This is a genomic window from Chryseobacterium gleum, assembly GCF_900636535.1.
Lineage (GTDB): Bacteria > Bacteroidota > Bacteroidia > Flavobacteriales > Weeksellaceae > Chryseobacterium > Chryseobacterium gleum.
The window spans coordinates 5,358,398-5,381,186 of record NZ_LR134289.1 but is presented as its reverse complement, the minus strand read 5'-3'; the positions used below and the strand labels follow the sequence as shown (position 1 = coordinate 5,381,186).

At 37.1% G+C, this 22,789-nt stretch carries 19 protein-coding genes; 10 read left to right on the top strand and 9 right to left on the bottom strand.

The annotated features are described in order from the left end of the window. Positions 1 to 6 precede the first annotated feature (6 nt). Together EL165_RS24740 and EL165_RS24735 are read right to left on the bottom strand one after the other, a co-directional pair. Positions 7 to 1,113, bottom strand: coding sequence for an NAD(P)/FAD-dependent oxidoreductase (locus EL165_RS24740; protein ID WP_002980795.1), 1,107 nt, complete (start codon positions 1,111 to 1,113; stop codon positions 7 to 9). A gap of 74 nt (positions 1,114 to 1,187) precedes the next feature. Next, on the bottom strand, positions 1,188 to 2,540 hold the full coding sequence (locus EL165_RS24735; protein WP_002980796.1) for an AAA family ATPase: 1,353 nt from the start codon (positions 2,538 to 2,540) through the stop codon (positions 1,188 to 1,190). 116 nt (positions 2,541 to 2,656) lie between these two features. On the opposite strand from EL165_RS24735, the gene EL165_RS24730 reads away from it, so the two are divergent. From EL165_RS24730 to EL165_RS24715, 4 genes are all read left to right on the top strand, one after another. Then, a complete protein-coding gene (locus tag EL165_RS24730) occupies positions 2,657 to 3,559 on the top strand; it encodes an ABC transporter ATP-binding protein (RefSeq protein WP_002980797.1) in 903 nt (300 codons plus the stop codon). Between the two features lie 2 nt (positions 3,560 to 3,561). Continuing rightward, complete coding sequence (locus EL165_RS24725; protein WP_002980799.1) at positions 3,562 to 4,407, top strand: ABC transporter permease; 846 nt, start codon at positions 3,562 to 3,564, stop codon at positions 4,405 to 4,407. Between the two features lie 122 nt (positions 4,408 to 4,529). Next, entirely contained in the window at positions 4,530 to 5,174 is a 645-nt protein-coding gene (locus EL165_RS24720) for a hypothetical protein (protein WP_002980801.1), read from the top strand. Continuing rightward, positions 5,171 to 5,800, top strand: a complete 630-nt coding sequence (locus EL165_RS24715; protein WP_002980803.1) for a hypothetical protein — start codon at positions 5,171 to 5,173, stop codon at positions 5,798 to 5,800. Before EL165_RS24720 ends, EL165_RS24715 begins: the two co-directional genes overlap by 4 nt. Positions 5,801 to 5,842: 42 nt before the next feature. Here EL165_RS24715 and msrB read toward each other — a convergent pair whose 3' ends face one another. The 4 genes from msrB to EL165_RS24695 form a co-directional block, all read right to left on the bottom strand. Next, entirely contained in the window at positions 5,843 to 6,940 is a 1,098-nt protein-coding gene (msrB, locus tag EL165_RS24710; RefSeq protein WP_041461854.1) for a peptide-methionine (R)-S-oxide reductase MsrB, read from the bottom strand. Between the two features lie 17 nt (positions 6,941 to 6,957). After that, positions 6,958 to 7,401, bottom strand: a complete 444-nt coding sequence (locus EL165_RS24705) for a DUF417 family protein (RefSeq protein WP_002980807.1) — start codon at positions 7,399 to 7,401, stop codon at positions 6,958 to 6,960. Positions 7,402 to 7,480: 79 nt separating this feature from the next. After that, positions 7,481 to 7,750, bottom strand: coding sequence for a hypothetical protein (locus EL165_RS24700; protein WP_002980809.1), 270 nt, complete (start codon positions 7,748 to 7,750; stop codon positions 7,481 to 7,483). 6 nt (positions 7,751 to 7,756) lie between these two features. Continuing rightward, positions 7,757 to 8,311, bottom strand: a complete 555-nt coding sequence (locus tag EL165_RS24695; protein WP_002980810.1) for a sigma-70 family RNA polymerase sigma factor — start codon at positions 8,309 to 8,311, stop codon at positions 7,757 to 7,759. 249 nt (positions 8,312 to 8,560) lie between these two features. Here EL165_RS24695 and alaS point away from each other — a divergent pair, with 249 nt between their 5' ends. From alaS to EL165_RS24665, 6 genes are all read left to right on the top strand, one after another. Beyond that, positions 8,561 to 11,164, top strand: a complete 2,604-nt coding sequence (gene alaS / locus EL165_RS24690; protein ID WP_002980812.1) for an alanine--tRNA ligase — start codon at positions 8,561 to 8,563, stop codon at positions 11,162 to 11,164. A 635-nt stretch (positions 11,165 to 11,799) separates the two neighbouring features. Beyond that, positions 11,800 to 13,278 carry a PhoX family protein gene (locus EL165_RS24685; RefSeq protein WP_002980814.1) on the top strand — a complete coding sequence of 493 codons (1,479 nt, stop codon included), beginning with the start codon at positions 11,800 to 11,802 and terminating at the stop codon, positions 13,276 to 13,278. A 70-nt stretch (positions 13,279 to 13,348) separates the two neighbouring features. Next, complete coding sequence (locus EL165_RS24680) at positions 13,349 to 15,163, top strand: cytochrome-c peroxidase (protein WP_002980816.1); 1,815 nt, start codon at positions 13,349 to 13,351, stop codon at positions 15,161 to 15,163. Positions 15,164 to 15,469: 306 nt separating this feature from the next. Then, positions 15,470 to 17,797 carry a hypothetical protein gene (locus EL165_RS24675; RefSeq protein WP_228370538.1) on the top strand — a complete coding sequence of 776 codons (2,328 nt, stop codon included), beginning with the start codon at positions 15,470 to 15,472 and terminating at the stop codon, positions 17,795 to 17,797. Positions 17,798 to 17,934: 137 nt separating this feature from the next. Further along, positions 17,935 to 18,171: a hypothetical protein gene (locus EL165_RS24670; protein ID WP_002980821.1), complete on the top strand. Its 237-nt coding sequence runs from the start codon at positions 17,935 to 17,937 to the stop codon at positions 18,169 to 18,171. Positions 18,172 to 18,180: 9 nt separating this feature from the next. Continuing rightward, entirely contained in the window at positions 18,181 to 19,650 is a 1,470-nt protein-coding gene (locus EL165_RS24665) for a M20/M25/M40 family metallo-hydrolase (protein WP_002980823.1), read from the top strand. Positions 19,651 to 20,133: 483 nt separating this feature from the next. On the opposite strand, the gene ilvA is transcribed toward EL165_RS24665, so the two are convergent. The 3 genes from ilvA to EL165_RS24650 are packed head-to-tail and all read right to left on the bottom strand — an operon-like array spanning position 20,134 to position 22,782. Then, complete coding sequence (gene ilvA / locus EL165_RS24660; RefSeq protein WP_002980825.1) at positions 20,134 to 21,396, bottom strand: threonine ammonia-lyase IlvA; 1,263 nt, start codon at positions 21,394 to 21,396, stop codon at positions 20,134 to 20,136. Between the two features lie 10 nt (positions 21,397 to 21,406). Next, on the bottom strand, positions 21,407 to 22,453 hold the full coding sequence (ilvC, locus tag EL165_RS24655; protein WP_002980826.1) for a ketol-acid reductoisomerase: 1,047 nt from the start codon (positions 22,451 to 22,453) through the stop codon (positions 21,407 to 21,409). A 47-nt stretch (positions 22,454 to 22,500) separates the two neighbouring features. Further along, positions 22,501 to 22,782 (bottom strand): ACT domain-containing protein, encoded by a 282-nt coding sequence (locus tag EL165_RS24650; RefSeq protein ID WP_002980829.1) that lies wholly within the window; start codon positions 22,780 to 22,782, stop codon positions 22,501 to 22,503. Positions 22,783 to 22,789 lie beyond the last annotated feature (7 nt).

Sequence of the window (22,789 nt, the reverse complement as noted above, 5' to 3'; positions counted from 1 at the left end):
TTGCATTTAAATCATTTTTGCTATCTCCTTCCCAATTTCAGGAGCTAAAGCGACTCCCATTCCTGAAAGCCTTACGGCACAAAACTGTCTTTCCGAAATCTGTTTTACAATGGGTGTTTTTTCCAGACCCATTGCCATTATTCCTGACCAGCGGAGTGCAATTTTAAAGTCTTTATAAGGAAGAATAATTTCTCTTAAAAAGTTTTCCAGGTGATTCTGCAGAAATTCTGTAGTTTCAAAAGCGATGGTTTCTTCGGTTTTAAAATCCTGATTTCTCCCCCCGCCCAGCAATATTCTGTTGCCTAAGTTCCTGAAGTAATAATACCCTTCATCATAATGAAAGGTTCCTTTTAGTTTTAATCCGTCTATAGGTTCTGTCAAAAGGACCTGTCCACGGGCTGGAACGATATTTTCTTTTTCCAGAAACTTTGAAGTGAAAGCATTGGTACAATAAATCACTTTACCAGCTTTTACGGACACATCGCCGGAGAGATAGACCTCAGCATCTTCTGTTCTTTCTTCAATCTTCAGGACTTCTGTTCCGAATAAAAACTCTACTTTCAGTTCATGGCATTTTTCCAGCAGTTTTTGTAACAGTTTTCCTGAATGCAGACTTCCTTCACAAGGGTTTTCGATGAGAAATTCAGATTTCCCAAGTCCGAATTCTTTTATTTTATTCTGTTTCAGACTGTATGTTTTATCCAGTCCTGTTATTGTTTTCAGTTTTTCATTAACACTGTCGATATGGGTTAAAGGCTCTTCATTATTTACAATTTCATAGCCTCCTTCAAGTTCAAAATCAATCTCATCATTTTTAAAATAATGTCGGATTTTCTGAAGCCCTTCAAATCTCATTTTAATAAGCTTCAGTGTTTGTTCCCATCCCATTTTCTCAGAATCAGCAATGATTTCGGTAAGGCTTCCAAAACAGGCAAACCCGGCATTTCTTGTTGAAGCACCTAACGGAATAGCATTTCTTTCCACGATTAAGACAGATTTTTCAGGATATTTCTCTTTGATGACTATTGCAGTCCAAAGCCCGGAAAATCCGGCACCTATGATGATAATATCTCTTTTTCTGTAGAATGTATCCAGTTCCCAGATGCTGTTCATGAATAATAAGTAATGAGTGATGAGTGATGAGTATTTTTTGTAAATCTTAAAATTTAAACTTAAACGTTGAACAATTACCCTTTATCTCCCCCATCATTATGCTGAAACCCGATGGCTCTTTGTGGTTCTTCCACTACTCTGTAGGTTTCCAGTTCATTCTTCAATGCCTGAATTCTGAACTGAAAGTCATCAAAATTATTGATAATGGCATCAGCCAGGAATCTTGCTACCTGATCAAGATATTCTTCAGTAAGCTTGGATCCTGCATCTCTTAATGCTCCATTTAAGAGATTCTGGTCGATCTTCAGTTTTTCGTTTCTGGTTTTCTGGTAAAGGTTTTTAATCCTTTTCTTTAAGCTTTGGGTAAAGTCGATCAGCATGGTATTGCTAAAGGCCTTCATTTTTGAAGAGATGTCATGCCAGAAAGGAATTTTATCCGCTTTGTTATTCTTAAGAATTTTATACAATAAAGAATCTTCCTCAAGTCCTCTGGTCATCGCATAAAGAATAATTTCTGAACGCTCAGAAGCATTAGGAGGAAAAACAGGGATCAGCACATCAAATCTTCCCGGTGCCAGAATTTCTTCATCAATTTCTGCCACAGAATTAGCTGAGCCCACCATCAGAACTCCTTCTTTTTCAAATTTGCTGATGTAATGCAGAATGAGTTCCTGCGCTTCAAGGTTACAGGAAGCAATATCTGTCTCTGCTTTTCGCTGCATCATAATTTCATCAAAATCATCCATGAAAAGAAGCATTTTATTTTCCTTCATCATGCTCAGCAGAAAATCACTGAAATTGATTTCATTGCCATCAATTAATGAAGTTCCCAGATAATGTTTTTTAACTTCTTTAAACTGATATCCGATGATTTCAGCAATTTTGTTGGCCCAGAATATCTTACCGCTACCGGGAGGTCCGTACAGGATAATTCCTGCAGGCTTGTTGATTCCCCAGTCTTTGATCTGTTGTGGGTTAAGGAACGGTTCCAAAACGCTGGACGTATAAAAAAACAGATCTCTGTATCCTATGAAATCTCTTTGCTGCAGACTGGTTTTATGCCCGAAATAATCATACACAAACTGATAGTTTCCTCCCAGTTTGTTATCAATTCCATAACTTGATACAGAAGATTTGAAAAAACCGTTGTCGAAAATATTGATATTATTGTCTTTAATTACCTTTTCAACTTTATCTTTTGGCTGCTTGATCACTTCTGCAATCTGCTCCAGGGTTTTATTTTTATCGAGATCTTTTTCGTATAACCTTAGAAAATCTACATTTTCGCGGGCAAACTTTTCAAAATCTTTCTTTACCTCAAAATTAGTGCTTATACAGTCTACCAGTTCAAGATCAAAATCCTGGATAAACTGTTTAATGGCTTCTGCAGAAACCTGTAATTCTTCTGCGAGTTCAATTAGCTTCATAACTGTTCATTAATTCTATCAAATTTAATGCATTTACCCTTAAATTAATATTGATTTTTGTTAATTCTGTAACATTCTCTAATTTATATAGACTACTACTATGTAAAACAAATTACATGGAAAAGATTTTATCAGTAAAAAATTTGACGAAGAAATTCAAAAGAGTTGTGGTCAACAATATTTCTTTTGATGTCGAAAGAGGTAATGTTTATGGACTGCTGGGGCCTAACGGAAGTGGAAAGTCCACCACTTTCGGTATGCTGCTTTCAACCATCAACCCTACCAGCGGCGACTGGTTCTGGTTTGGAAAAAAGGGAACAGATCCGGACACCTTAAAAAAGATCGGGGCTATTATTGAACAGCCTAACTTTTATCCTTATTTAAGTGCGGAAACCAACCTCAAGATTGTTGCAGAAATTAAAAGTACTCCTTATACAAGGATTGATGAAGTTCTGAAAACCGTTAATCTGTACGAAAGAAGAAAAGATGCTTTCAAAACTTTTTCTTTGGGGATGAAACAGCGTCTGGCTATAGCTTCTGCCATGCTTAACAATCCGGAAGTATTGATTTTAGATGAACCTACCAACGGGTTGGATCCTGAAGGGATCATACAGATCAGAGAAATCATCAGCGATATTGCCAAACAAGGCATCACCATTATTATTGCAAGCCATCTTCTGGATGAAATTGAAAAAATCTGCAGCCACGTAATTGTATTAAAAGAAGGAAATTCCATTTACTGCGGAAGAGTGGATGAAATGACCTCCAACAATGGATATTTCGAATTAAAAGCAGACAACAACACTTTGCTTTTAAATGCCTTGTATGAACTTCAATGGTTTTCCTCCATCAATAAGGAAGGCGACCTTATCAAAGCGCAGATCCGTGATGATGCTTCAATTTCAGCTTCAGCAATGAATCAGAAGCTGGCAGAGAAGGGAATTTATCTTTCCCATCTGACGAAGAAAAAGCTGTCCCTTGAATCTCAATTCCTTGAACTTGTAAAAAACACGAATTAATCATGATAAAATTATTAAAACTGGAATACTACAAAAACCTGAATTATAAGCCATTCAAAGTTTTCACGATACTTTATTTCGCCATTCTTATTGCTTTGCTTTTCATCGGATTGGTTGACTTTGATGTTTTTGGAGGGACTGTTAACTTAAAGGAGCAGGGAATTTATAATTTCCCGGAAATCTGGAATTTCACTACATGGATTGTTGCCTTATTGAAAATCTTCCTGGGACTGATTATTGTTTTCTCCATTTCACAGGAGTTCAGCAACAGAATGTTCAAACAGAATACGATTGACGGACTGAGCAGAAAGGAATTCATCACTTCTAAATTGCTGACAATAACTATTTTCACCATTGTTTCAACAGCTATTGTATTGGGAATTACTTTGTTCCTGGGGTATCAATACTCAAATACAACGGAATCTGCAAAGGTTTTTGCTGAAATTTTCTTTATCGGAAATTACTTTGTCAAGCTATTTACTTTCTTCTGCTTCTTAATGTTTCTGTCCATTTTACTGAGAAAATCAATTTTTGTATTTCTTGCTCTTTTTGTATTCTGGATTGGGGAAGGGATTTTAACCGCTGTTGAAGTATTCTCAAAAGTAAAAGGAATGCAAGGTCCACAAAGAAATGAGATTCTTCAGAATGACTTTTTTATAACGCATCTTCTGCCATTGGAAAGTATGTCTAACCTTATTCCCAATCCGATGATGAGATTGAATATGGCCAAAGTGATGGGTGTAAAATATGATTTCCATTACCCTACAGAAAGTCTTATTGCCTGTCTGGTGTGGTGTGGTATTTTTATATTCGGATCTTACTGGATTCTGAGAAAAAGAGATTGGTAGTTTTCAGTACTGAAGATTAAAAGATTTAATCATTAAAATATTTAAATCGTTTTTTAAGTGATTCGTTTTCGGATCACTTTTTTTGGCTCAAAATTTTCATTCAGGATTACTAAAAACTAGCCATGAAAAAAATATACTATTTTCCGGGATTGATCAGTGCTATGCTGATTCCTGTTTTATTCTGGTATTATGGAAGTCAGAGAGTTCAGCCACCGTATACTGCAATTGAACTGGCAATTCCAGCAAAAATAAGACCTAACATTCCCTTAGACAACACTTTTGAACCCTATAGAAACTGGAATTACAAAAAAATCACAGTTAAGCCCAACACAGCGCTTCAAAATCAAAGTTTTTATGTTTCAGAACTTAAAAAACTGCAGGAAAGAAATGAGAAACAATCCGGAATTGAGTTTGTAATCAATGATAAAAACAATTATCAGGATTTTATTGCTCTGATAGATGCTATGGAACTTTCCAAACAAGAAGCTTACGGTGTTGATATGGAGAAAACAGGTCATTTTTTTGCACTTCATTTTTATAAAGACCCGAATAAAATTGAAAGAGGTTATGATATTATTTGCGGAACGGAAGCTGCAACCATTTATTATAAAGAAGAAAGCAATTATAAAGGATTTGATAAATTAAAATATTTACTCGAACTTCCTAAACAGTCATTCTATGTAATTTTCAGCTTTTTATTGTTTGTGAATATTTCCATGTTCAGCATTAAAGAAAATCTCCAAATCCAAAGAAAAAGATTAGCATGAAAAAAATATACTACTTTCCGGGATTAATCAGTGCTGTACTGATACCTGTTTTGTTCTGGTATTATGGAAATCGAAAGTTTGAAGATATTAATCTTTCTGTGATAGACATTGGACTTCCTGCCAAAGAAAGAGAAGGGATTAAAAATACTTTTGCAAATTTTGAATCCGTAAGAAACTGGACTTACAAAAAAATAAAAATAGCTCCTGGTGCAGCCAAAGAAAATTCAAAATTATATGTTTCTGAACTGAAAAACCTCCGGAAAAGAAATGAGAAAGAATCTGGTATTGAGTTTATTTTAGATCAAAATAATAGCTATGGTGATTTTGTTTCTGTTTTGAATGATCTGGCGATCGCTAAGCAAGAACAGTATGCAGTTGATCTGGAGAAAACAGGACACATTTTTGCTGTTTACAACTATATTGATCCTAAAATGCAATTTCCTGAATATGAATGTTTGCTTTGTAATGATGTTATCAGACCAGAATATAAACCTGATTTTTTTGAAAAAATACAATTGCTTCTCACAGAACTTCCAAAAGATATCTATTACTTTATTTTTGGATTCCTTATATTTCTGAATATCTCCATGTTCAGCATCAAAGAAAGATTTCAACTACATCATTAAATTAAAATAAAAAGGCTGCCATCCGGCAGCCTTTCTTTCACATTACTTTTTATCTAACAACGGAAGATATTTTCCGTATCCTTTACTTTCCATTTCTGCTTTTGGAATAAATTTCAGAGAAGCACTGTTGATACAGTAACGAAGTCCTCCTTTATCTTGCGGGCCATCTGTAAAAACGTGTCCTAAATGGGCATCACCGGTTTTACTTCTTACCTCTACTCTTGTCATCCCGTGGGAGCGGTCCATTTTTTCTTCAATCAGACTTTTTGTAATTGGTTTTGAAAAGCTTGGCCATCCACATCCGGATTCAAATTTATCTGTAGAAACAAACAACGGTTCTCCTGTTGTGATATCTACATAAATTCCTTCACGTGTTTCATTCCAGTATTCGTTCTGGAAAGGTCTTTCTGTACCGTTTTCCTGAGTGACATTATATTGTTCAGCGGTCAGTTTCTCCTTTAAAACTTTCTTATCCTGTTTTTGATAGGCTGGCTTTGGAAGTGGGTTGGCTTTTTTTGCCATTTCAAAAAGTCCCGGTTCAATGTGGCAATATCCGCCAGGGTTTTTGTCCAGATAATCCTGATGATAGTCTTCTGCTCTATAGAAATTTTTCAACGGAATGGTCTCTACCAATATTGGTTTGCTATAGTTTTTTGCCAGCTTCTGAACTTCGTCTTTTACTACTGCTTCATCTGATTTATTGGTGAAATAGATTCCGGTTCTGTACTGGTTTCCTCTGTCATTTCCCTGCTGATCTTTACTGGTAGGATCGATCGTTTTAAAATACAGATCAATTAACAGTTTCAGATCTACCTGTTCCGGATCGTATTTTACTTTTACGGTTTCTGCAAAACCTGTTGTATGACTCACTACTTCTTCATAGGTAGGATTTTGAGTATTACCGTTGGCGTACCCCACTTCTGTTCCTACAACCCCACGAATCTGTTGAAAAAAATGTTCTGTTCCCCAGAAACATCCACCTGCAAAATAAATCTCTCTAACGTTTTTACTATCCATAATTTTCTCATTTTCTTTTTTTATTTCCGCCACATTGGGCTTTGCTTTCCTGAAAAGTCCGGATCCAGCAGCAAATACTGCGATACCCAGAATGATTCCGAGTACAATTAATATATTTTTCATTTTTACCTTTTTATTCATTACTTATTATTTTGAACGATCATGAATCCAAATCCTAAAAGCATAAGATCTTTTACAATAAAGAAATCCGTCACAGGCACTCCGTCCACTATCTTCCACATTCCCGGAGTAGTAAACAGGTAGCTTAATGTTGTCAGGAAAATAACAATCATTCCTATTCCCGCATACTTCTTCAGTACAGCAAATTTCGCACTAAATATCAGGAGTAATGCAATGATAATTTCTATCGCTCCGATAAGATTAGACACTGCCTGGACGCTCATAATTTTATATACGAAAAAAGTTAAGAAATGGTTTTCCACCAAAGGTTTTATTGCGGCTGCTTCTGTGGGGGTAAATTTGAAGATACCGATCCAAAGCAAAATAAGAGCTGCTCCGAAAAGGGAGATGTAATACCCGGTTTGGGATAATTGATTTTTAGATTTCTGTACTGTTCCGACCATGTTTTTAAGATTTTAATTAATACTTTATCTTTTTCAAAAGTATAGTCGGAGCTTTTTTATAATCCTGACAGAATTTTTATCAGAAATTTAACTTATCGATCATTTTATTCTTAAAGTCCTGAATTTCAGAATCATTAATTTCAGTTTCTTTCTTAGAAAAAGTCTTTTTAAAAGCTTTATCCAGAAGAGCCAGCTTTTCATTGTACATCCTGCACCATTTGCAGATCATCAGGTGCATACTCAGCATCCTGTTTTCTTTGGCAGAAATAGATCGGGCATTCCTTTTTTCCATCAGTAAAGTAGCTTCACTGCATGGTAAAAATAATATGTGTAGTATTCTTTTTATCATTATTCCTTATGATTTTGAAAACCAGTTAAACTCCAGACATTCTCTGAGCTGCATACGGCTTCTTTGCAAAATCTTCCAAAGATTAGTCGTGGAAACATTTAATTCCTGACTTACTTCCGGTGCTTTTTTTTCTTCTATATAATACATTTTCAGCAGGATCTTCCATCTGGAGGGCAATTCCTCAATACATTCCTCCAATGTTTTATTAAAATCCGCACTGTCTAAAAGTTCATCCCCTTCACCGGATACATTCCAGTCATTCAGAACATCATTATGCTTCCATGAGCCGGTTTCATCAAAAAAATGATCAAGCCTGATATTGGGTTCGGATTTATATTTTTTCCGGTAAAAATCTGCCACTTTCCTGTTCAGGATCGCCATAAGCCATGTCAATGCCTGACTTTTCCCTTCGAAAGAATTATATGCTGAGTAGGCCGCAAGAAAAACTTCCTGAACAACATCCTGTGCATCTTCTTTATTTGAAAGCACATACAGCGCCCGCTTCAAAAGCGGCCCTGAATATTGCTCTATCCAGTTTTTCAATTCTTCATCTTTTGTCATAGGAAAGATTTCTATATTTTCTCAGATCACAACGAAGGTAGTAAGTTAAACGGATATTCCAAAATTAGATTATTATTGATTGTTATTGTCACAAACCTTATAGGTTTTAAAAACCTATAAGGTTTACGATACATCCGTTAACCCAACCTGCACCATTCAAAACATAGCATAAAATTATTACAAATCGCTTAAAAATAGTAAATTTGCATCTTATCAAAATTTGATACTAAGAAAAGCAAAAGCAATACTATGACATCACAAGAGATACGTCAAAAATTTTTAGATTATTTTAAAAGTAAGGAACATTTAATCGTTCCTTCAGCTCCTATTGTGCTGAAAGACGACCCTACCCTTATGTTTTCCAACTCCGGAATGACGCAGTTCAAGGATTTTTTCCTTGGCTACAAAACCCCTACCGCCCCTAGAATTGCCGATACACAGAAGTGTCTGAGAGTTTCAGGGAAGCACAATGATCTGGATGATGTAGGTAGAGATACTTACCACCACACCATGTTTGAAATGTTGGGAAACTGGTCTTTCGGGGATTACTTCAAAAAAGAGGCTATTGCTTTTGCCTGGGAATTACTGACTGAAGTATACGGAATTCCAAAAGAAAATTTATACGTTACCATTTTTGAAGGTGATGCTTCAGAAAATCTGGACAGAGACCAGAATGCTTATGATTTCTGGAAGTCCCATATTTCAGAAGACAGAATCATCAACGGAAATAAAAAAGATAACTTCTGGGAAATGGGTGAAAGCGGACCGTGTGGACCGTGTTCGGAAATCCATATTGACCTGAGAACTCCTGAAGAAAAAGCAGCAGTTCCGGGAATTTCCCTTGTAAATAAGGATCACCCGCAGGTTGTGGAAGTTTGGAACCTGGTTTTCATGGAGTTCAACAGAAAGGCAGATAAATCTTTAGAAAAGCTTCCTGCTCAGCACGTAGATACGGGAATGGGCTTTGAGCGTCTTTGTATGGCGCTTCAGGGAAAATCTTCCAATTATGATACTGATGTATTCACTCCGCTTATTGCTAAAGTTGAGGAGCTTTCAGGTAAGAAATATACCGGAATCTTAGAAGACGAAAAAGATATTGCCATCCGTGTTGTGGTAGACCACATCAGAGCGGTTTCTTTTGCTATTGCAGACGGACAATTGCCTTCAAGTGGAGGTGCCGGTTATGTAATCAGAAGGATTTTAAGAAGAGGGATTTCCTATTCTTACCGATTCCTGGGGATGAAAGAGCCTTTCCTTTATAAGCTTGTAGCAGTTCTTCAGGAACAGATGGGACCATTCTTCCCGGAAATTGAAAAACAAGGAAAACTTGTTACCGAAGTTATTAAAAGTGAAGAAGATTCATTCTTAAATACGATTGAAACAGGATTAATCAGAGTTGAAAAATTAATTCAGCAAACCATTGCAGACAATCAAAAAGTTCTACCAACCCTTGAAGTTTTCGAATTATATGATACCTATGGTTTCCCTGATGATCTGACAAGAATTATTGCTGAGGAAAAAGGGCTGACAATTGACGAAGAAGGCTTTAAAGCAGAAAGAGAAAAACAAAGAAAGCGTTCCCAACAAGATTCTGCCCAGAAGGTTTACGACTGGGTTGTTTTAGAAGAAAAACCTGAATCATTCGTTGGATATGACCAGATTGAATCTGAAACGTATATTACAAGATACAGAAAGGTAGAAAATAAAGATGGGGAATTTTACCAGGTGGTACTAAGCAGTTCTCCTTTCTACCCTGAAGGTGGTGGACAGGTTGGAGATAAAGGTGTTCTTGAAAACGCTGCTGAAAGCTTCCAGGTACTGGAAACTAAAAAGGAAAATGGTCTTATCATTTCTTTAATCAATGGTCTTCCAAAAGATGCAGGTGCTTTATTCTATGCTAAAGTAAACGCTTCAGAAAGAAAAAATTCTCAGGCTAATCACTCTGTGACTCACCTTCTGCATGAAGCTTTAAGAGATGTTTTAGGAACTCACGTAGAGCAGAAAGGTTCTTACGTCGGTCCGGATTATCTTCGTTTCGACTTCTCTCACTTTAATAAAATGACTGAAGAAGAAATTGCTTTAATTGAAGAAAAAGTAAACCATAAGATCAAGGAAAGCATTGCTTTGCAGGAATTCAGAAGTATTCCGATTCAGGAAGCATTGGACAAAGGGGCAATGGCATTATTTGGCGAAAAATATGGTGACAATGTGAGAATGATCCAGTTTGGAAGCTCAAAAGAACTTTGCGGGGGAACTCACGTAAAAAACACCAGCGAAATCGGTCATTTCAAGATCACTTCTGAAGGTTCTGCAGCAGCAGGAATCAGAAGAATTGAAGCCATTTCAGGAGATAAATCTGAAGAATACTTCAAAAACCTTGAAAAGCAAATCACTGAGCTTTCTCAGTTATTAAAGTCTAAAGATGTAGTAAGATCCATTGAAAAGCTGATCGAAGAAAACACTTCATTGAAAGCCGAGGTAGATGCTCTTAAAAAGGAAAAAGCAAAAGGAGAAATAGGAGAATGGAAAAATGCTTATGAGCAGAAAGGCAACAAGCAGCTTCTTGTGAAGAAAACTTCTCTGGATGCGGGTTCTGTGAAAGACATCGTATTCCAGCTGAAGAGAGAAATCCCGTCTTCAGTAACGATCATCCTTTCTGATGCAGACGGAAAACCAATGATTACAGTTGGAGTTTCTGATGATCTTGCTGCAGATTACCAGGCTGGCGCTATCGTAAAGGATCTTGCAAAAGAAATCCAGGGCGGCGGCGGAGGAAATCCGGGCTTTGCAACTGCGGGTGGTAAAAACCTTGAAGGTTTAGAAAACGCTTACCAAAAAGCTTTGAATATTTAAAATAGAAAACTCTATTATAAATTTTAACTCCGGCTGTCTCAAAATTGAGAGAGCCGGAGTTGTTTTTACCCTATCTCTCCTATTATATTCTTAACGCAAAGTTCTTCGTATAGCACGTCGTATGGAAGGGAGCAAAGAAGAAAATCAATTTCATTGATTCTGACTAAGCGTGAGTAATAATTATACTTCCATCAGATAAAGCAAATTTCCCATAAACATCTGTGTCATCAGTGAAATCCGTGGGAGATTAAAATAAAATAATTTAGGAAAAGGTTACACAAGCGGGATATATGTTTTATTTAATGCTAAGGATCGCAAAGAAACATTTATTTATCTTAAGTATTTCCGTTCGCAAAGGCGTTACACTCTGCTATGAAATGATTGTATTTTTTTGCTAAATAGGATGCTTTTGCACGAGAAAAGCAAGAAATAAAAGCTTTGCATACACTGCGTTATAATATAGTATTCTTATTACGAATATTTTCATCAAAGTCTCTCTATTTATATCCGTTCTAATTATTGACTTTACCTTAACAAATCATCACCTAATCTTAAACTATTTGTTTTATCTTCTTAAAACTCAGTTAACACCAGACCTTTAGTTTTGCCATAATCGAAATTCAAAAAATGTAATTATGAAAATTAACAAAACTATCGGAGCTCTTCTCTTTGCTTCCCTTGTATTTCAAGGCTGCAATGATGACAACAACAGTAACTCTGACACTCCTGTCAATGACAAAATCAAAATTGAAAATTTTTCTAAAGAACCTGCTTTCGTTTTTGGGATGCCTGGTTTTGAAAATTTAAATATTACCACTCTTATTTCCAGTTCCGATGTGCTTCCAGGTTCTCCTGATTTCGTTTTCGGAGGACAGCCGGACGGAATGGGACTTATGAAAGATCCTAATTCTGACGGTTACCTGATGATCACTAATCACGAGATCAAGCAATCTGTATCAAGAGTATATTTAGACAAAACTTTTAAGCCTGTAAAAGGAGAATATATCTTAAACGGAACCGGAGGAATGACAAGATTGTGTTCTGCAACACTGGCAACTCCGGAAATTCATGGTTTCAGTGCGTTCCTTACCGCAGGTGAATCAGGTGAAGAAAGTATGGTGCATGCTTTAAACCCATTGGCACCGGTATCTCAGGCAGCTGATAAAACAAGAGTAAAACCTGCATTAGGAAAGGCTTCTATGGAAAATGCAGTTCCGCTTCCTAAAGATGTTTCTAACGGAAAAACTTATATCATTATTGGTGAAGATCAGTCTTATTCATCTTCCCATCAGTCTGCAGGACAGCTGATCATGTATGTAGCCGATACACAGGGAGATCTGGATAATGGTAAGCTGTATTCTTTAAGGAGAACAAACAGCAACTATACGGAAACGGACATGACGAAAGGAAACAGCTACGATGTAGAGTTTGTTGAAATTCCTAACGCCAAAAATCTTACAGGAGCTCAAATCAACCAGAAAAATATTGACAATAACGCGATCCGTTTTTCAAGAGTTGAAGATGTAGATTACAGAAAAGGGGCTGGAAAAGGAAGAGAAATTTACTTTACTGCAACAGGAGAATCTTCTGATGGTATTAATCCAAAGGCTGGATTAACCATGTGGGGAAGAGTGTACAAGCTTGTTCTGAATTCCAATAATATGCTTACAGGAAAACTAGAAGTAGTTGCTGAAGGAGATTCAAATCCTGGAAATAATCTGATCAATCCTGACAACTTATGTGTTACTGAAAACTTTGTTTACATCCAGGAAGACGGAGATTCTTACTACAAAAATGCCAACCATGACTCTTATATCTGGCAGCTGAATATTGCTACCAAACAATATAAGCCGTGGCTGAATATGAAGCATAATAGAAATAACACTGCATGGCAGACTGCTTACAACCAGTCCGGAGATCTTCAGAAGTTCGGTTCGTGGGAATTCGGAGCAATGGTTGATATTTCAGACATCATCGGAGTTCCGAATACATTCTCTGTGAATATTCACTCTCATACTTGGCAGCTTGATAAATTCAAAAATCCTGACGGTTCCGGAATCAATGCCAATAAAGAAGGCGGACAGATTGTCATCATCAGAAACGTAGAAAAATAGTTTCAAATTCTTCATATCAAATTCAATTAAAGTATCAATAGAAAATCTCTGTTGATACTTTTTCATCCTTATGAATAGACTTTCAAAATACCCGATACTCCTCTTCCTGTACTCTGCAGCAGCATTTTTTACCCTTTCCTATTGTAAAAATGATAAGCAGCAGCCAGTATATGAAGATCTTGGTTCTGTAAAAAGAACGATTCTCAAAACCAATACTGATTTTGAAAAACAGATCAACGAGCTGAAAACCCTTGTTTCCAAAGATTCCGATGAAAAACTTCTTCAGCAGAAATTCCAGGATATCAGAAAAATCTATAAAAAAATGGAATGGGCAGTAGAATATTTCCTTCCCCACTCTGCAAGGTTCATCAATGGTCCCGCCCTTCCGGAAATAGAAATGGACGAGCATACAGAGATAGAGCCTGAAGGACTTCAGGTTTTAGAAGAAATGTTTTATCCTTATGATAAAAGAAACAAAGAGGAAGTGATCAGAATGCTCAACAAGCTCGTTAATAAAAGCAACACTATAAGCACTAACTTCCAGGTAATTACCATCAGTAAAGACCAGGTTTTTGATGCGTTAAGGCAGGAGACTTTCAGAATTTCAAGCTTAGGGATTTCAGGTTTTGACACCCCTGTTTCAGGAACGTTTTTACAGGAAATGCCTTCTTCTCTTCAGGGAGTTAAGGAAACGCTTAAACAAATTTCCACTGAACGTTCAAAAGACAAAGCATTAAAAAGTATCGAAGCTGAAATCAATTCAGCCATTGAGGTTCTGAAAAAAAATACAGATAAAAATACGTTTGACTATGTCAGTTTTATCCCTGACCATCTGAATAAAATCACGGCCTTAATGCTTGAATTTAAAGATCAGGAGAAAATCCCGGATGTTGAAGTAACAACCGCTTTAAACAAAAATGCAGCTACGTTCTTTGCTAAAAATGCTTTTAATCCCAACGCCTTCACTCCCGGAAAAGAATATGCCTATTCTGAAGAAAAAGCCGCGCTGGGTCATCAGCTTTTTAATGATAGAATTCTATCCAACAATAATAACCGGAGCTGTGCAACATGTCATATTCCTGAAAAGGCTTTTACTGACGGACTTGCCAAAGCAATGTCCCTTGAAAATTCAGAACTGGCCAGAAATACCCCTTCTCTTAACTATGCGGGATATCAGCATGGTCAGTTTTGGGATATGAGAAAGGATGATCTGGAAGGACAGAGCTCCGATGTGATCTCCAATAAAGAAGAAATGCATGGTGATCTGAATGTTATTCTTGCAAGGATCAATCAGGATAAAAAATACCAGTCTGCATTCAAAAATATTTATCATTCTCAAAAAACTGAAGTTTGGCAGCTTCAGAATGTACTGGCGAGCTATATCCGGTCTCTGGCGAAATTCAATTCTGATTTTGATGAATATATGAGAGGAAATAAATCAGCGATGACAGAAAATCAAAAGCGGGGCTTTAATCTTTTTGTAGGAAAAGCGCAATGTGCAATATGTCATTTCCTTCCTTTATTCAACGGTACGGTCCCTCCTAATTTCAAGAAAACCGAACAGGAAGTTCTGGGAGCAGCTGTAAACGGAGAAAACAAGACTTTTGACCATGATCCGGGGAGAGGTAAATTTCATGAGACAGTTTCTTCATTACAGCATTCATTCAAAACACCAACCCTTCGAAATATCAGCAAAACAGCGCCTTATATGCACAATGGCGGTTATAAAACGTTGAAAGAAGTCATGAACTTTTATAATAAAGGCGGAGGAAAAGGTTTTGGATTTAAAGTAGACAACCAGACACTTTCTGATGAGCCTCTGCAGCTTACGGATCAGGAGATCAATGATATTATTGAATTTATGAAGGCTCTTGATGACAAATAAAATACGATTCTAAAACACAAACCGCGAAAAACAATTAAAACTCTCTGAATCAATTGCTCAGGGAGTTTTTTTATTGGTAATCTCAGGAAAATACAGAAAGACTATCTAAATCATTTTTTTATTTGGCATAATCCCTGGAAAGTCCATAAAAACATTAGATTAAATCAATGTTATACTCTGTTAAAAACTTTTCTACCACAATAAATATTATTAATTTTGACCTAGTTTTTTTACATGAAAAGGGGTTTACTGTTAATATTTTTTCTGATCTGCTTTTTGGGGTATTCACAAACAAAAATTAAGGTTGTGGATGACGCCAGTCAAAAGCCTGTCTTTAAAGCTAAAGTATCCTGTGACAATATGCTTATCGGGTATACCAATGAACAAGGTATTCTGGAATTTAAAACAGGATGCAAAAACATTGATATTGAAGCGGACTCTTATCAGAAAGAAAGCCTTACTGTAGAGAGCAGCATGGAAGTTTCCCTGCTGAAAAAAACATCCAGAACCACCAATATTGAAGCGGTGGTGATTGAAGATAAAAGCGATCCCAGAGCTTTGGAAATTCTAAAAAAAGTAAACAAGCTCTGGAAAGAAAACTCTCCGAAAAGCTTAGGTTCATATTCTTACAAATCCTATGAAAAAATTTCCCTTGATATTGATGAGGACAGTCTTTCCCAGTTTAACCAGTATTTCAATGATCTAAACATTTTTAAGAAAAAAAGGGAAAAAGACTCGCTGAATAATATTACTGCAAGCAAAATTTTTTCAAAAAGCAAGCTGTTTCTCTGGGAAAGGGCACAGGAGTTTTTATATTCCAAAAAATATGGTGAAAAAATCAATATTCTGGACAACAGAATTTCCGGTCTGAAGCAGCCTATTTACGAAATGATCGCCCTTCAGCAGAGCAACAGGGATGTTGTCCCCGAACAGGTAAAGCCGGAAAACAGAGGGCTATACAGATTCTTTCTTTCTGATACCGTTACGCTGGACGGAAGAAAAAACTTTGTGATCCGCTTCCGTGAAGTGAATTACAAAAAACCAGACAGAAAGCGAAAATATAACGGTGCCATCTATGTGGATACTGAAACGTACGGAATCAAAAAAATTGAAAACTTCAGTAAGAATAAAAATGAGGGAATCATTACCAGCACCTGGGTATTTTACAATAACAAATGGTTCCTTGCCCACGAAAAAGCCAAGCTGAAAATGGGTAAAATGGCTATGGATGACAAAGTGCATGCAGATGACAAGAAAGACAAAAAAAGCTTTGGCACCTACGCTTTCCTCACTTCAAAATATTTTGATTTCGAGTCTCCTATTGAAGAAGATCCCAAGGATTTCAAAGGCTACACTTTCTCGGTAAAAAATATTGACGGACAATCACTGGACCGCTACAGAACCGAAGCTCTTACTGAAAGAGAACAGAACACTTATAAAACTATTGACAGCTTAGGTAAAAAATATAAAATAGACAATAAAGCACAAATTTTGTCAGGATTATTGAACGGACAGATCAGAGTAGGTTCCGTAGATTTTGCGGTGGATGAAATTGTGAATTACAACTCTTATGAAGGATTCAGACTAGGTTTAAAAGCCAAGCTTAATGAGAACTTTGATCCTCATTTTTCACCGGATTATTATTTTGCCTATGGGGTAAAAGACAGAAGATGGAAATACGGAATGGGACTGGACATGAAAACCACACTGGAGAAAAACTCTTTTTTCAGATTTGAGGTTTATGATGATGTAACCGCCTCCGGAGAGTTCAACAGAAAGCTATGGAATTTCAAGATGAGAATGATGAACTTCGGGAATAATTTGAATAACGACAGGTATTTTCATTTTAAGGGAGCTACATTATCTTATCTGAATGATGTCACCAACGGTCTTACTCTTGCCCTTGCCGTAAGAAGAAATACCGAAGAAGCAGAATTCGATTATCAGTTCAGGGACAGAGGCACTTCATACAGAAACTTCAATACCCTGTTTACTCTGAAGTATTCTCCGAATTCAACCAATATCATGACGCCTCAGGGAAAATCTCTGATCGATCAGAAGTATCCTGAACTATACTTCAATTATGAGCAGAGCTACAAATTACTACAGGGAGATTTTAATTATTCCCGTTTTGATGCCCTCTTTGTTCATAATTTCAAAACACCTATCGGAACTACCGGTTTCAGACTATACGGAGGAGTTGTTCTGGGAGGAGCACCAATCTGGAAAAACTTTACGATGAACGGACTTGCTTCTCCGGGAAAAGATTTTAATTTTAACCTCACTTCTTACCTTGGGTTTGCCACCCTGGAGGGAGGAAAATATTATAATGATAAATTCGTAGCCTATTATTTCACGCACAAACTGCCATGGTATTTAAAAAGCTTCGGACACAATATTTCCAGCTTTGATTTTGTCCTGAGAGGAACTATCGGAGATATGAAACATCCGGAATACCACCAGTTTAAGTTCAGAAAGCTGGATCACCTATATCAGGAAGTCGGTGTGGAATGGAGCAACTTCCTTTCCAGCTATTTCAATCTCGGTGTATTCTACAGAGTAGGTTATTATGCAACACCTAATTTCAAGGAAAATTTTGCTATTCAGTTTAAACTGAAGTTTCTGGAATTTTAATATTCCCGATCTTTACAGCAGAAATTATACATTATACATTATACATTATACATTATACATTATACATTATACATTATACATTATACATTATACATTATACATTATACATTATACATTATACATTATACATAAATATCATGCAGAAAATCGAGATCAAAGCAGAACAGTTTTTTGAATTATTAAAATTAAAAGACACTCCGATGTGGGAGATTTTCTCACAGATGATTGATGGCAATGAAAAAGAAATTATCTTTTTAGATAATGAAGAAAAGATTCTTTTTAATTATATTTTACCTTCTACACAAGAGAAGCTGGAAGAAGACAGGAAGGAATTTTCAAAGCAGTTTTCAGAGAAATTAGCTAACTTTAATTAAAAAGTTTGTATGAATAAAAGTTATGTTTTCTGCCTGTTAAGCATTTTCCTGTTTACCCTTGGAAGTGCCCAGACTTATAAAAAACCATTGGTTTCCACCATCAAAGAATCTGACCTTCGTACCGATATGTATCAGCTTGCCGCAGACCAGTTCTGGGGCCGTGAAGCAGGAACCCTGGACGAATTAAAAGTTTCCATGTGGCTTGCTGACAAGGCCAAAGAAGCAGGAATGAAACCTGCCGGAGATAACGGAACATTTTTCCAGTTCTTCGATATGTACAGACATCAGGTTATCCCTCAAAGCAGCCTTAAAATCGGAGATACCAACCTGAAATTATGGAAAGACTTTCTGGTAGCAGAACCTGTGAATGCTTCTCTGGATGCTGAAATAGTATATGCCGGAAATGCAGAACCTGAAGATCTTGCAAAATTGAATATCAAAGGAAAAGTTCTTGCGGTAAATGCTTCAGACAAAAATATTTCTAAGGACATGACCCTTTTCGTAAGGAGATATCCCGGATTTGTAAGAAATAAATATTATAATAAAGCTGCTGAACTGGGAGCGAAAGCCATTATTTTTATCACCGATGATATTTCCGAACAAAGCTGGGTGGAGGTACTGCCCCAAATGACAAGAGGAAGCTACGGCGTAGAAGGATTAAGAGAGAAAATAACGAATAATATTCCTGTTTTATGGATCAAAAGAGAAAATGCAGGCTGGGTAAAAAACAGTCCCAAAGCTTCTCTTAACCTCATCACTGAAACGTATAAATATCCTTCAGTAAATATTATCGGGAAAATAGAAGGTACGGATCCGGTCCTTAAAAATGAATATGTTTTGCTAAGCGGACATCAGGATCATGACGGCATCAGACATCCTGTAAAGAATGATACAATCTATAACGGTGCTGACGATAATGCAAGTACATGTGTTGCTATGCTCGCAATGGCAAGAGCTTATAAAAAGCAGCCGGGAAAAAGAAGCATCCTGTTTGTTTTCCATGGAGCTGAAGAGAGAGGATTATTAGGATCGAGATGGCACGCAGCCCACCCTGTTGTTCCGAAAGAGAAAATTGTAGCCGTTCTGAATGGTGATATGATCGGAAGAAATGACAATAATGAAGCGGCTTTATTGGGAGGCAATGCTCCTCATAAAAATTCTGAAGAACTCGTGAAAATGGCTGAAGAAGCCAATAATGAAAGTACAAAATTCAAATACCTGAAAGATTGGGATTCTCCAAGTCATGCTGAATATTTCTATTTCAGAAGTGATCATCTTCCGTATGCTAAAATCGGGATTCCGGCGATATTTTTCACCAGCGTGCTGCACGACCAATACCACACCCCGCAGGATGAATCTGAAAATATCAATTATAAAAAGCTTTATAAAATGACTGAGTGGATGTACAGAACCTCCTGGAAAGTTGCTAATGAAACGGAACGCCCAAAAGTAATTTCTAATTTTTCACTGGAAAGATAGTTGATAGGGAAAAAATTGAACCATTAAGAAGAATCTAGATTATAAGAAAAGTTAAGATTCAAATGAATTTGAATGAAGTACTCTGCTTAATAAATATCCGAAGATATTTCTCTTCATTATTCTTAAAAACTTAATCATCCTTAATGGTTTAAAAATTCTTTCTAATTAATACTTCTTTTGTCTTGAAACAAAAGAATCAAAAATTCAAGACTTAGAAACTTCCGCTAAAAATGAAATCTGTTCTCTAAAAACTCTAAACTCGTGCGGAAACAGTCTATATTGAGAATCACAGATTGTCCCGAACTCAAACAATAGAGTTTTTTAAACGTTCACAGAATTCATTTTCTTAACGCTGCAGCTTCTTATGTCATTTGACATTGTTAAAAAAACAAAAGCTTCACGGATTGTGAAGCTTTTTCATTTCATCGTTGTGTTTTTAGAATCTGATTGAATGCGAAATAATTTAATATTGAATATGATTTTTTAAATAAGCAGGTTCATCAGCGCAGGATCATTGTTCAGATAGTTGACAAAGAAATCATATTCCTTCATTTTACCCATCAAAGGAGGAAAATCTCTGTTTTTTTTCAGCGCAATTCCCACCACTGCAATTCCTTTTTCTTTTGAATTTTTTTGGGTATATTCAAAATAGGTAATATCATCGTCCGGTCCCAGTACATCCATTACAAAAGTTTTTAATGCCCCGGGGCGTTGTGGAAACCTTACAAGGAAATAATGCTTTAACCCTGCGTGCAGCAAAGCCTTTTCCTTGATTTCTTCCATACGCGTGATATCATTGTTGCTTCCGCTGATAATACACACTACGTTTTTACCTTTTATCTCTTCTTTATATTTGTCCAGTGCCGCTACTGAAAGCGCTCCGGCCGGCTCTACCACGATAGCGTCTTTATTATATAATGACAATATGGTTTCACAGACTAATCCTTCGTCAACCGTAGCCATATCATGCAGGATATTTTTACAACGTTCGAAAGTAATTTCTCCCACCTGCTGTACAGCTGCACCGTCTACAAAACGGCTGATTTTTTCAAGGAGAACGGGTTTTCCCTTTTCCAGGGCTTTTTTCATACTTGCAGCCGCTGAAGGTTCTACACCAATAATTTTTGTTTGAGGAGACAAATGCTGAAATACAGTACAGACTCCTGCTGCCAGTCCACCGCCACCTATCGGCACAAAAAGATAGTCAACCATGCCGTCCGCCTGTTCCAGGATTTCCAGCGCTGTTGTAGCCTGTCCTTCAATAATCGCCGGGTCATCAAAAGGATGAATAAATACACTGTCATGCTCTTTGCAAAACCTCATTGCAGCATCTTTAGATTCATCGAATGTGTCTCCGAATAAAATAACATCAATGTATTCTCCACCGAACATCTTTACCTGTTCGAGCTTTTGTCCGGGGGTTGGCAAAGGCATAAAAATCGTTCCTTTCACTTTCATGGTATGACAAGCAAAGGCTACTCCCTGCGCATGGTTTCCGGCACTGGCGCATACGACTCCTCTGGACAGTTCTTCCTGTGACATGGTTGCCATTTTATTGTATGCCCCCCTTATTTTATAGGATCTTACTCTTTGCAGGTCTTCCCTTTTAAAGCTGATGTTTGCCTCATAAATGGCTGACAAGTTATTATTGACAGCCAAAGGTGTTTTTACCACTACATCTTTTAATCGTTCCTCCGCTTTATAGACATGCTCTAAAACGGAGGAACTTACTTCCTCTTTCATCATCTTTAAGTAATTAATTGTTTTCGGGTCTCAGGCTGCGCACAGTCTTACCGGCTTTCCACATTTCGCTTTCTCTCAGCTCAGTAAGTTCTGCTTCCAGTTTTTCACGATAATCCGGTTTACTGTTGCTGTCAATCGAGCGTTGTGCCTCATTTCCTTTAGCTACATTGTCATACAGCTCTTCAAACAAAGGCGAAGTAGCATCTCTGAAACGCTTCCACCAGTCTAAAGCACCTCTCTGAGCGGTTGTGCTGCAGTTGGCATACATCCAGTCCATTCCGTTTTCTGCTACTAAAGGCATTAATGACTGCGTCAATTCTTCTACGGTTTCGTTAAAAGCTTCCGAAGGACTGTGTCCATTTTTTCTCAATACATCGTACTGAGCGGCAAATATTCCCTGTACAGCACCCATCAGTGTTCCACGTTCACCGGCAAGATCACTGTATACTTCTTTTTTAAAGTCGGTTTCAAACAGATACCCGCTTCCTATCGCGATTCCCAATGCGGTTACTCTTTCTCTGGCTTTTCCTGTAGCATCCTGATATACGGCAAAACTGCTGTTCAGACCTCTGTCCTGCAGAAACATTCTTCTCAATGATGTTCCTGAACCTTTTGGTGCTACCAGAAAAACATCTACATCGGCTGGAGGAACAATTCCTGTACGTTCATTGAATGTAATCCCGAAACCATGTGAAAAATACAGCGCTTTTCCAGGGGTAAGATGCTGTTTTACTTTTGGCCAGTATTCAATCTGTGCGGCATCACTCAGAAGATAGCAGATAATGGTACCTTTTTCCAGAGCCTCTTCGATTTCAAATAATGTCTCTCCCGGTACAAACCCGTCCGCTACTGCTTTATCCCATGATTTGGAGTTTTTTCTCTGCCCTACAATGACATTAATTCCGTTATCTTTCTGGTTCAACGCCTGTCCTGGTCCCTGTACTCCATATCCAATAACTGCCACGACTTCGTTTTTTAATACTTCCTGAGCTTTTTCCAACGGAAATTCTTCTCTTGTTACTACATTCTCCTCTACTCCTCCAAAATTCAATTTTGCCATTTTTTTTGATTTTATTTATTACTGATTATGATGTTTAATTTCTGAGCTTAGCTCGCATGTTCTACTGCCGTCAGGTAAGGATTTCTATGATAATGCACTTCCAGAACATCCACCTGTTTTTCCATCTGTCTGCTGATTTTCTGAACAGAATCTTCTGTTTCTCTGATCACGATGACAAACTTTTTTACTTTTTCCATTTCCGAAGGGCCTACATTAAAGGTCACCATAGAAATTCTCCTTCTTGAAAAAATAGCATTGATGCGGCTGATCAATCCTAAATAATCTTCGGTATACGCTGTAATGGTATATTCTTTATGATCTGTTTTCATCTTTTAT

Excerpts from the sequence above, each read along its gene's own strand:
- EL165_RS24740 (WP_002980795.1), bottom strand. The coding sequence starts at position 1,113 with ATGAACAGCATCTGGGAACTGGATACATTCTACAGAAAAAGAGATATT.
- EL165_RS24735 (WP_002980796.1), bottom strand. The coding sequence starts at position 2,540 with ATGAAGCTAATTGAACTCGCAGAAGAATTACAGGTTTCTGCAGAAGCC.
- EL165_RS24730 (WP_002980797.1), top strand. The coding sequence starts at position 2,657 with ATGGAAAAGATTTTATCAGTAAAAAATTTGACGAAGAAATTCAAAAGA.
- EL165_RS24725 (WP_002980799.1), top strand. The coding sequence starts at position 3,562 with ATGATAAAATTATTAAAACTGGAATACTACAAAAACCTGAATTATAAG.
- EL165_RS24720 (WP_002980801.1), top strand. The coding sequence starts at position 4,530 with ATGAAAAAAATATACTATTTTCCGGGATTGATCAGTGCTATGCTGATT.
- EL165_RS24715 (WP_002980803.1), top strand. The coding sequence starts at position 5,171 with ATGAAAAAAATATACTACTTTCCGGGATTAATCAGTGCTGTACTGATA.
- msrB (WP_041461854.1), bottom strand. The coding sequence starts at position 6,940 with ATGAAAAATATATTAATTGTACTCGGAATCATTCTGGGTATCGCAGTA.
- EL165_RS24705 (WP_002980807.1), bottom strand. The coding sequence starts at position 7,401 with ATGGTCGGAACAGTACAGAAATCTAAAAATCAATTATCCCAAACCGGG.
- EL165_RS24700 (WP_002980809.1), bottom strand. The coding sequence starts at position 7,750 with ATGATAAAAAGAATACTACACATATTATTTTTACCATGCAGTGAAGCT.
- EL165_RS24695 (WP_002980810.1), bottom strand. The coding sequence starts at position 8,311 with ATGACAAAAGATGAAGAATTGAAAAACTGGATAGAGCAATATTCAGGG.
- alaS (WP_002980812.1), top strand. The coding sequence starts at position 8,561 with ATGACATCACAAGAGATACGTCAAAAATTTTTAGATTATTTTAAAAGT.
- EL165_RS24685 (WP_002980814.1), top strand. The coding sequence starts at position 11,800 with ATGAAAATTAACAAAACTATCGGAGCTCTTCTCTTTGCTTCCCTTGTA.
- EL165_RS24680 (WP_002980816.1), top strand. The coding sequence starts at position 13,349 with ATGAATAGACTTTCAAAATACCCGATACTCCTCTTCCTGTACTCTGCA.
- EL165_RS24670 (WP_002980821.1), top strand. The coding sequence starts at position 17,935 with ATGCAGAAAATCGAGATCAAAGCAGAACAGTTTTTTGAATTATTAAAA.
- EL165_RS24665 (WP_002980823.1), top strand. The coding sequence starts at position 18,181 with ATGAATAAAAGTTATGTTTTCTGCCTGTTAAGCATTTTCCTGTTTACC.
- ilvA (WP_002980825.1), bottom strand. The coding sequence starts at position 21,396 with ATGATGAAAGAGGAAGTAAGTTCCTCCGTTTTAGAGCATGTCTATAAA.
- ilvC (WP_002980826.1), bottom strand. The coding sequence starts at position 22,453 with ATGGCAAAATTGAATTTTGGAGGAGTAGAGGAGAATGTAGTAACAAGA.
- EL165_RS24650 (WP_002980829.1), bottom strand. The coding sequence starts at position 22,782 with ATGAAAACAGATCATAAAGAATATACCATTACAGCGTATACCGAAGAT.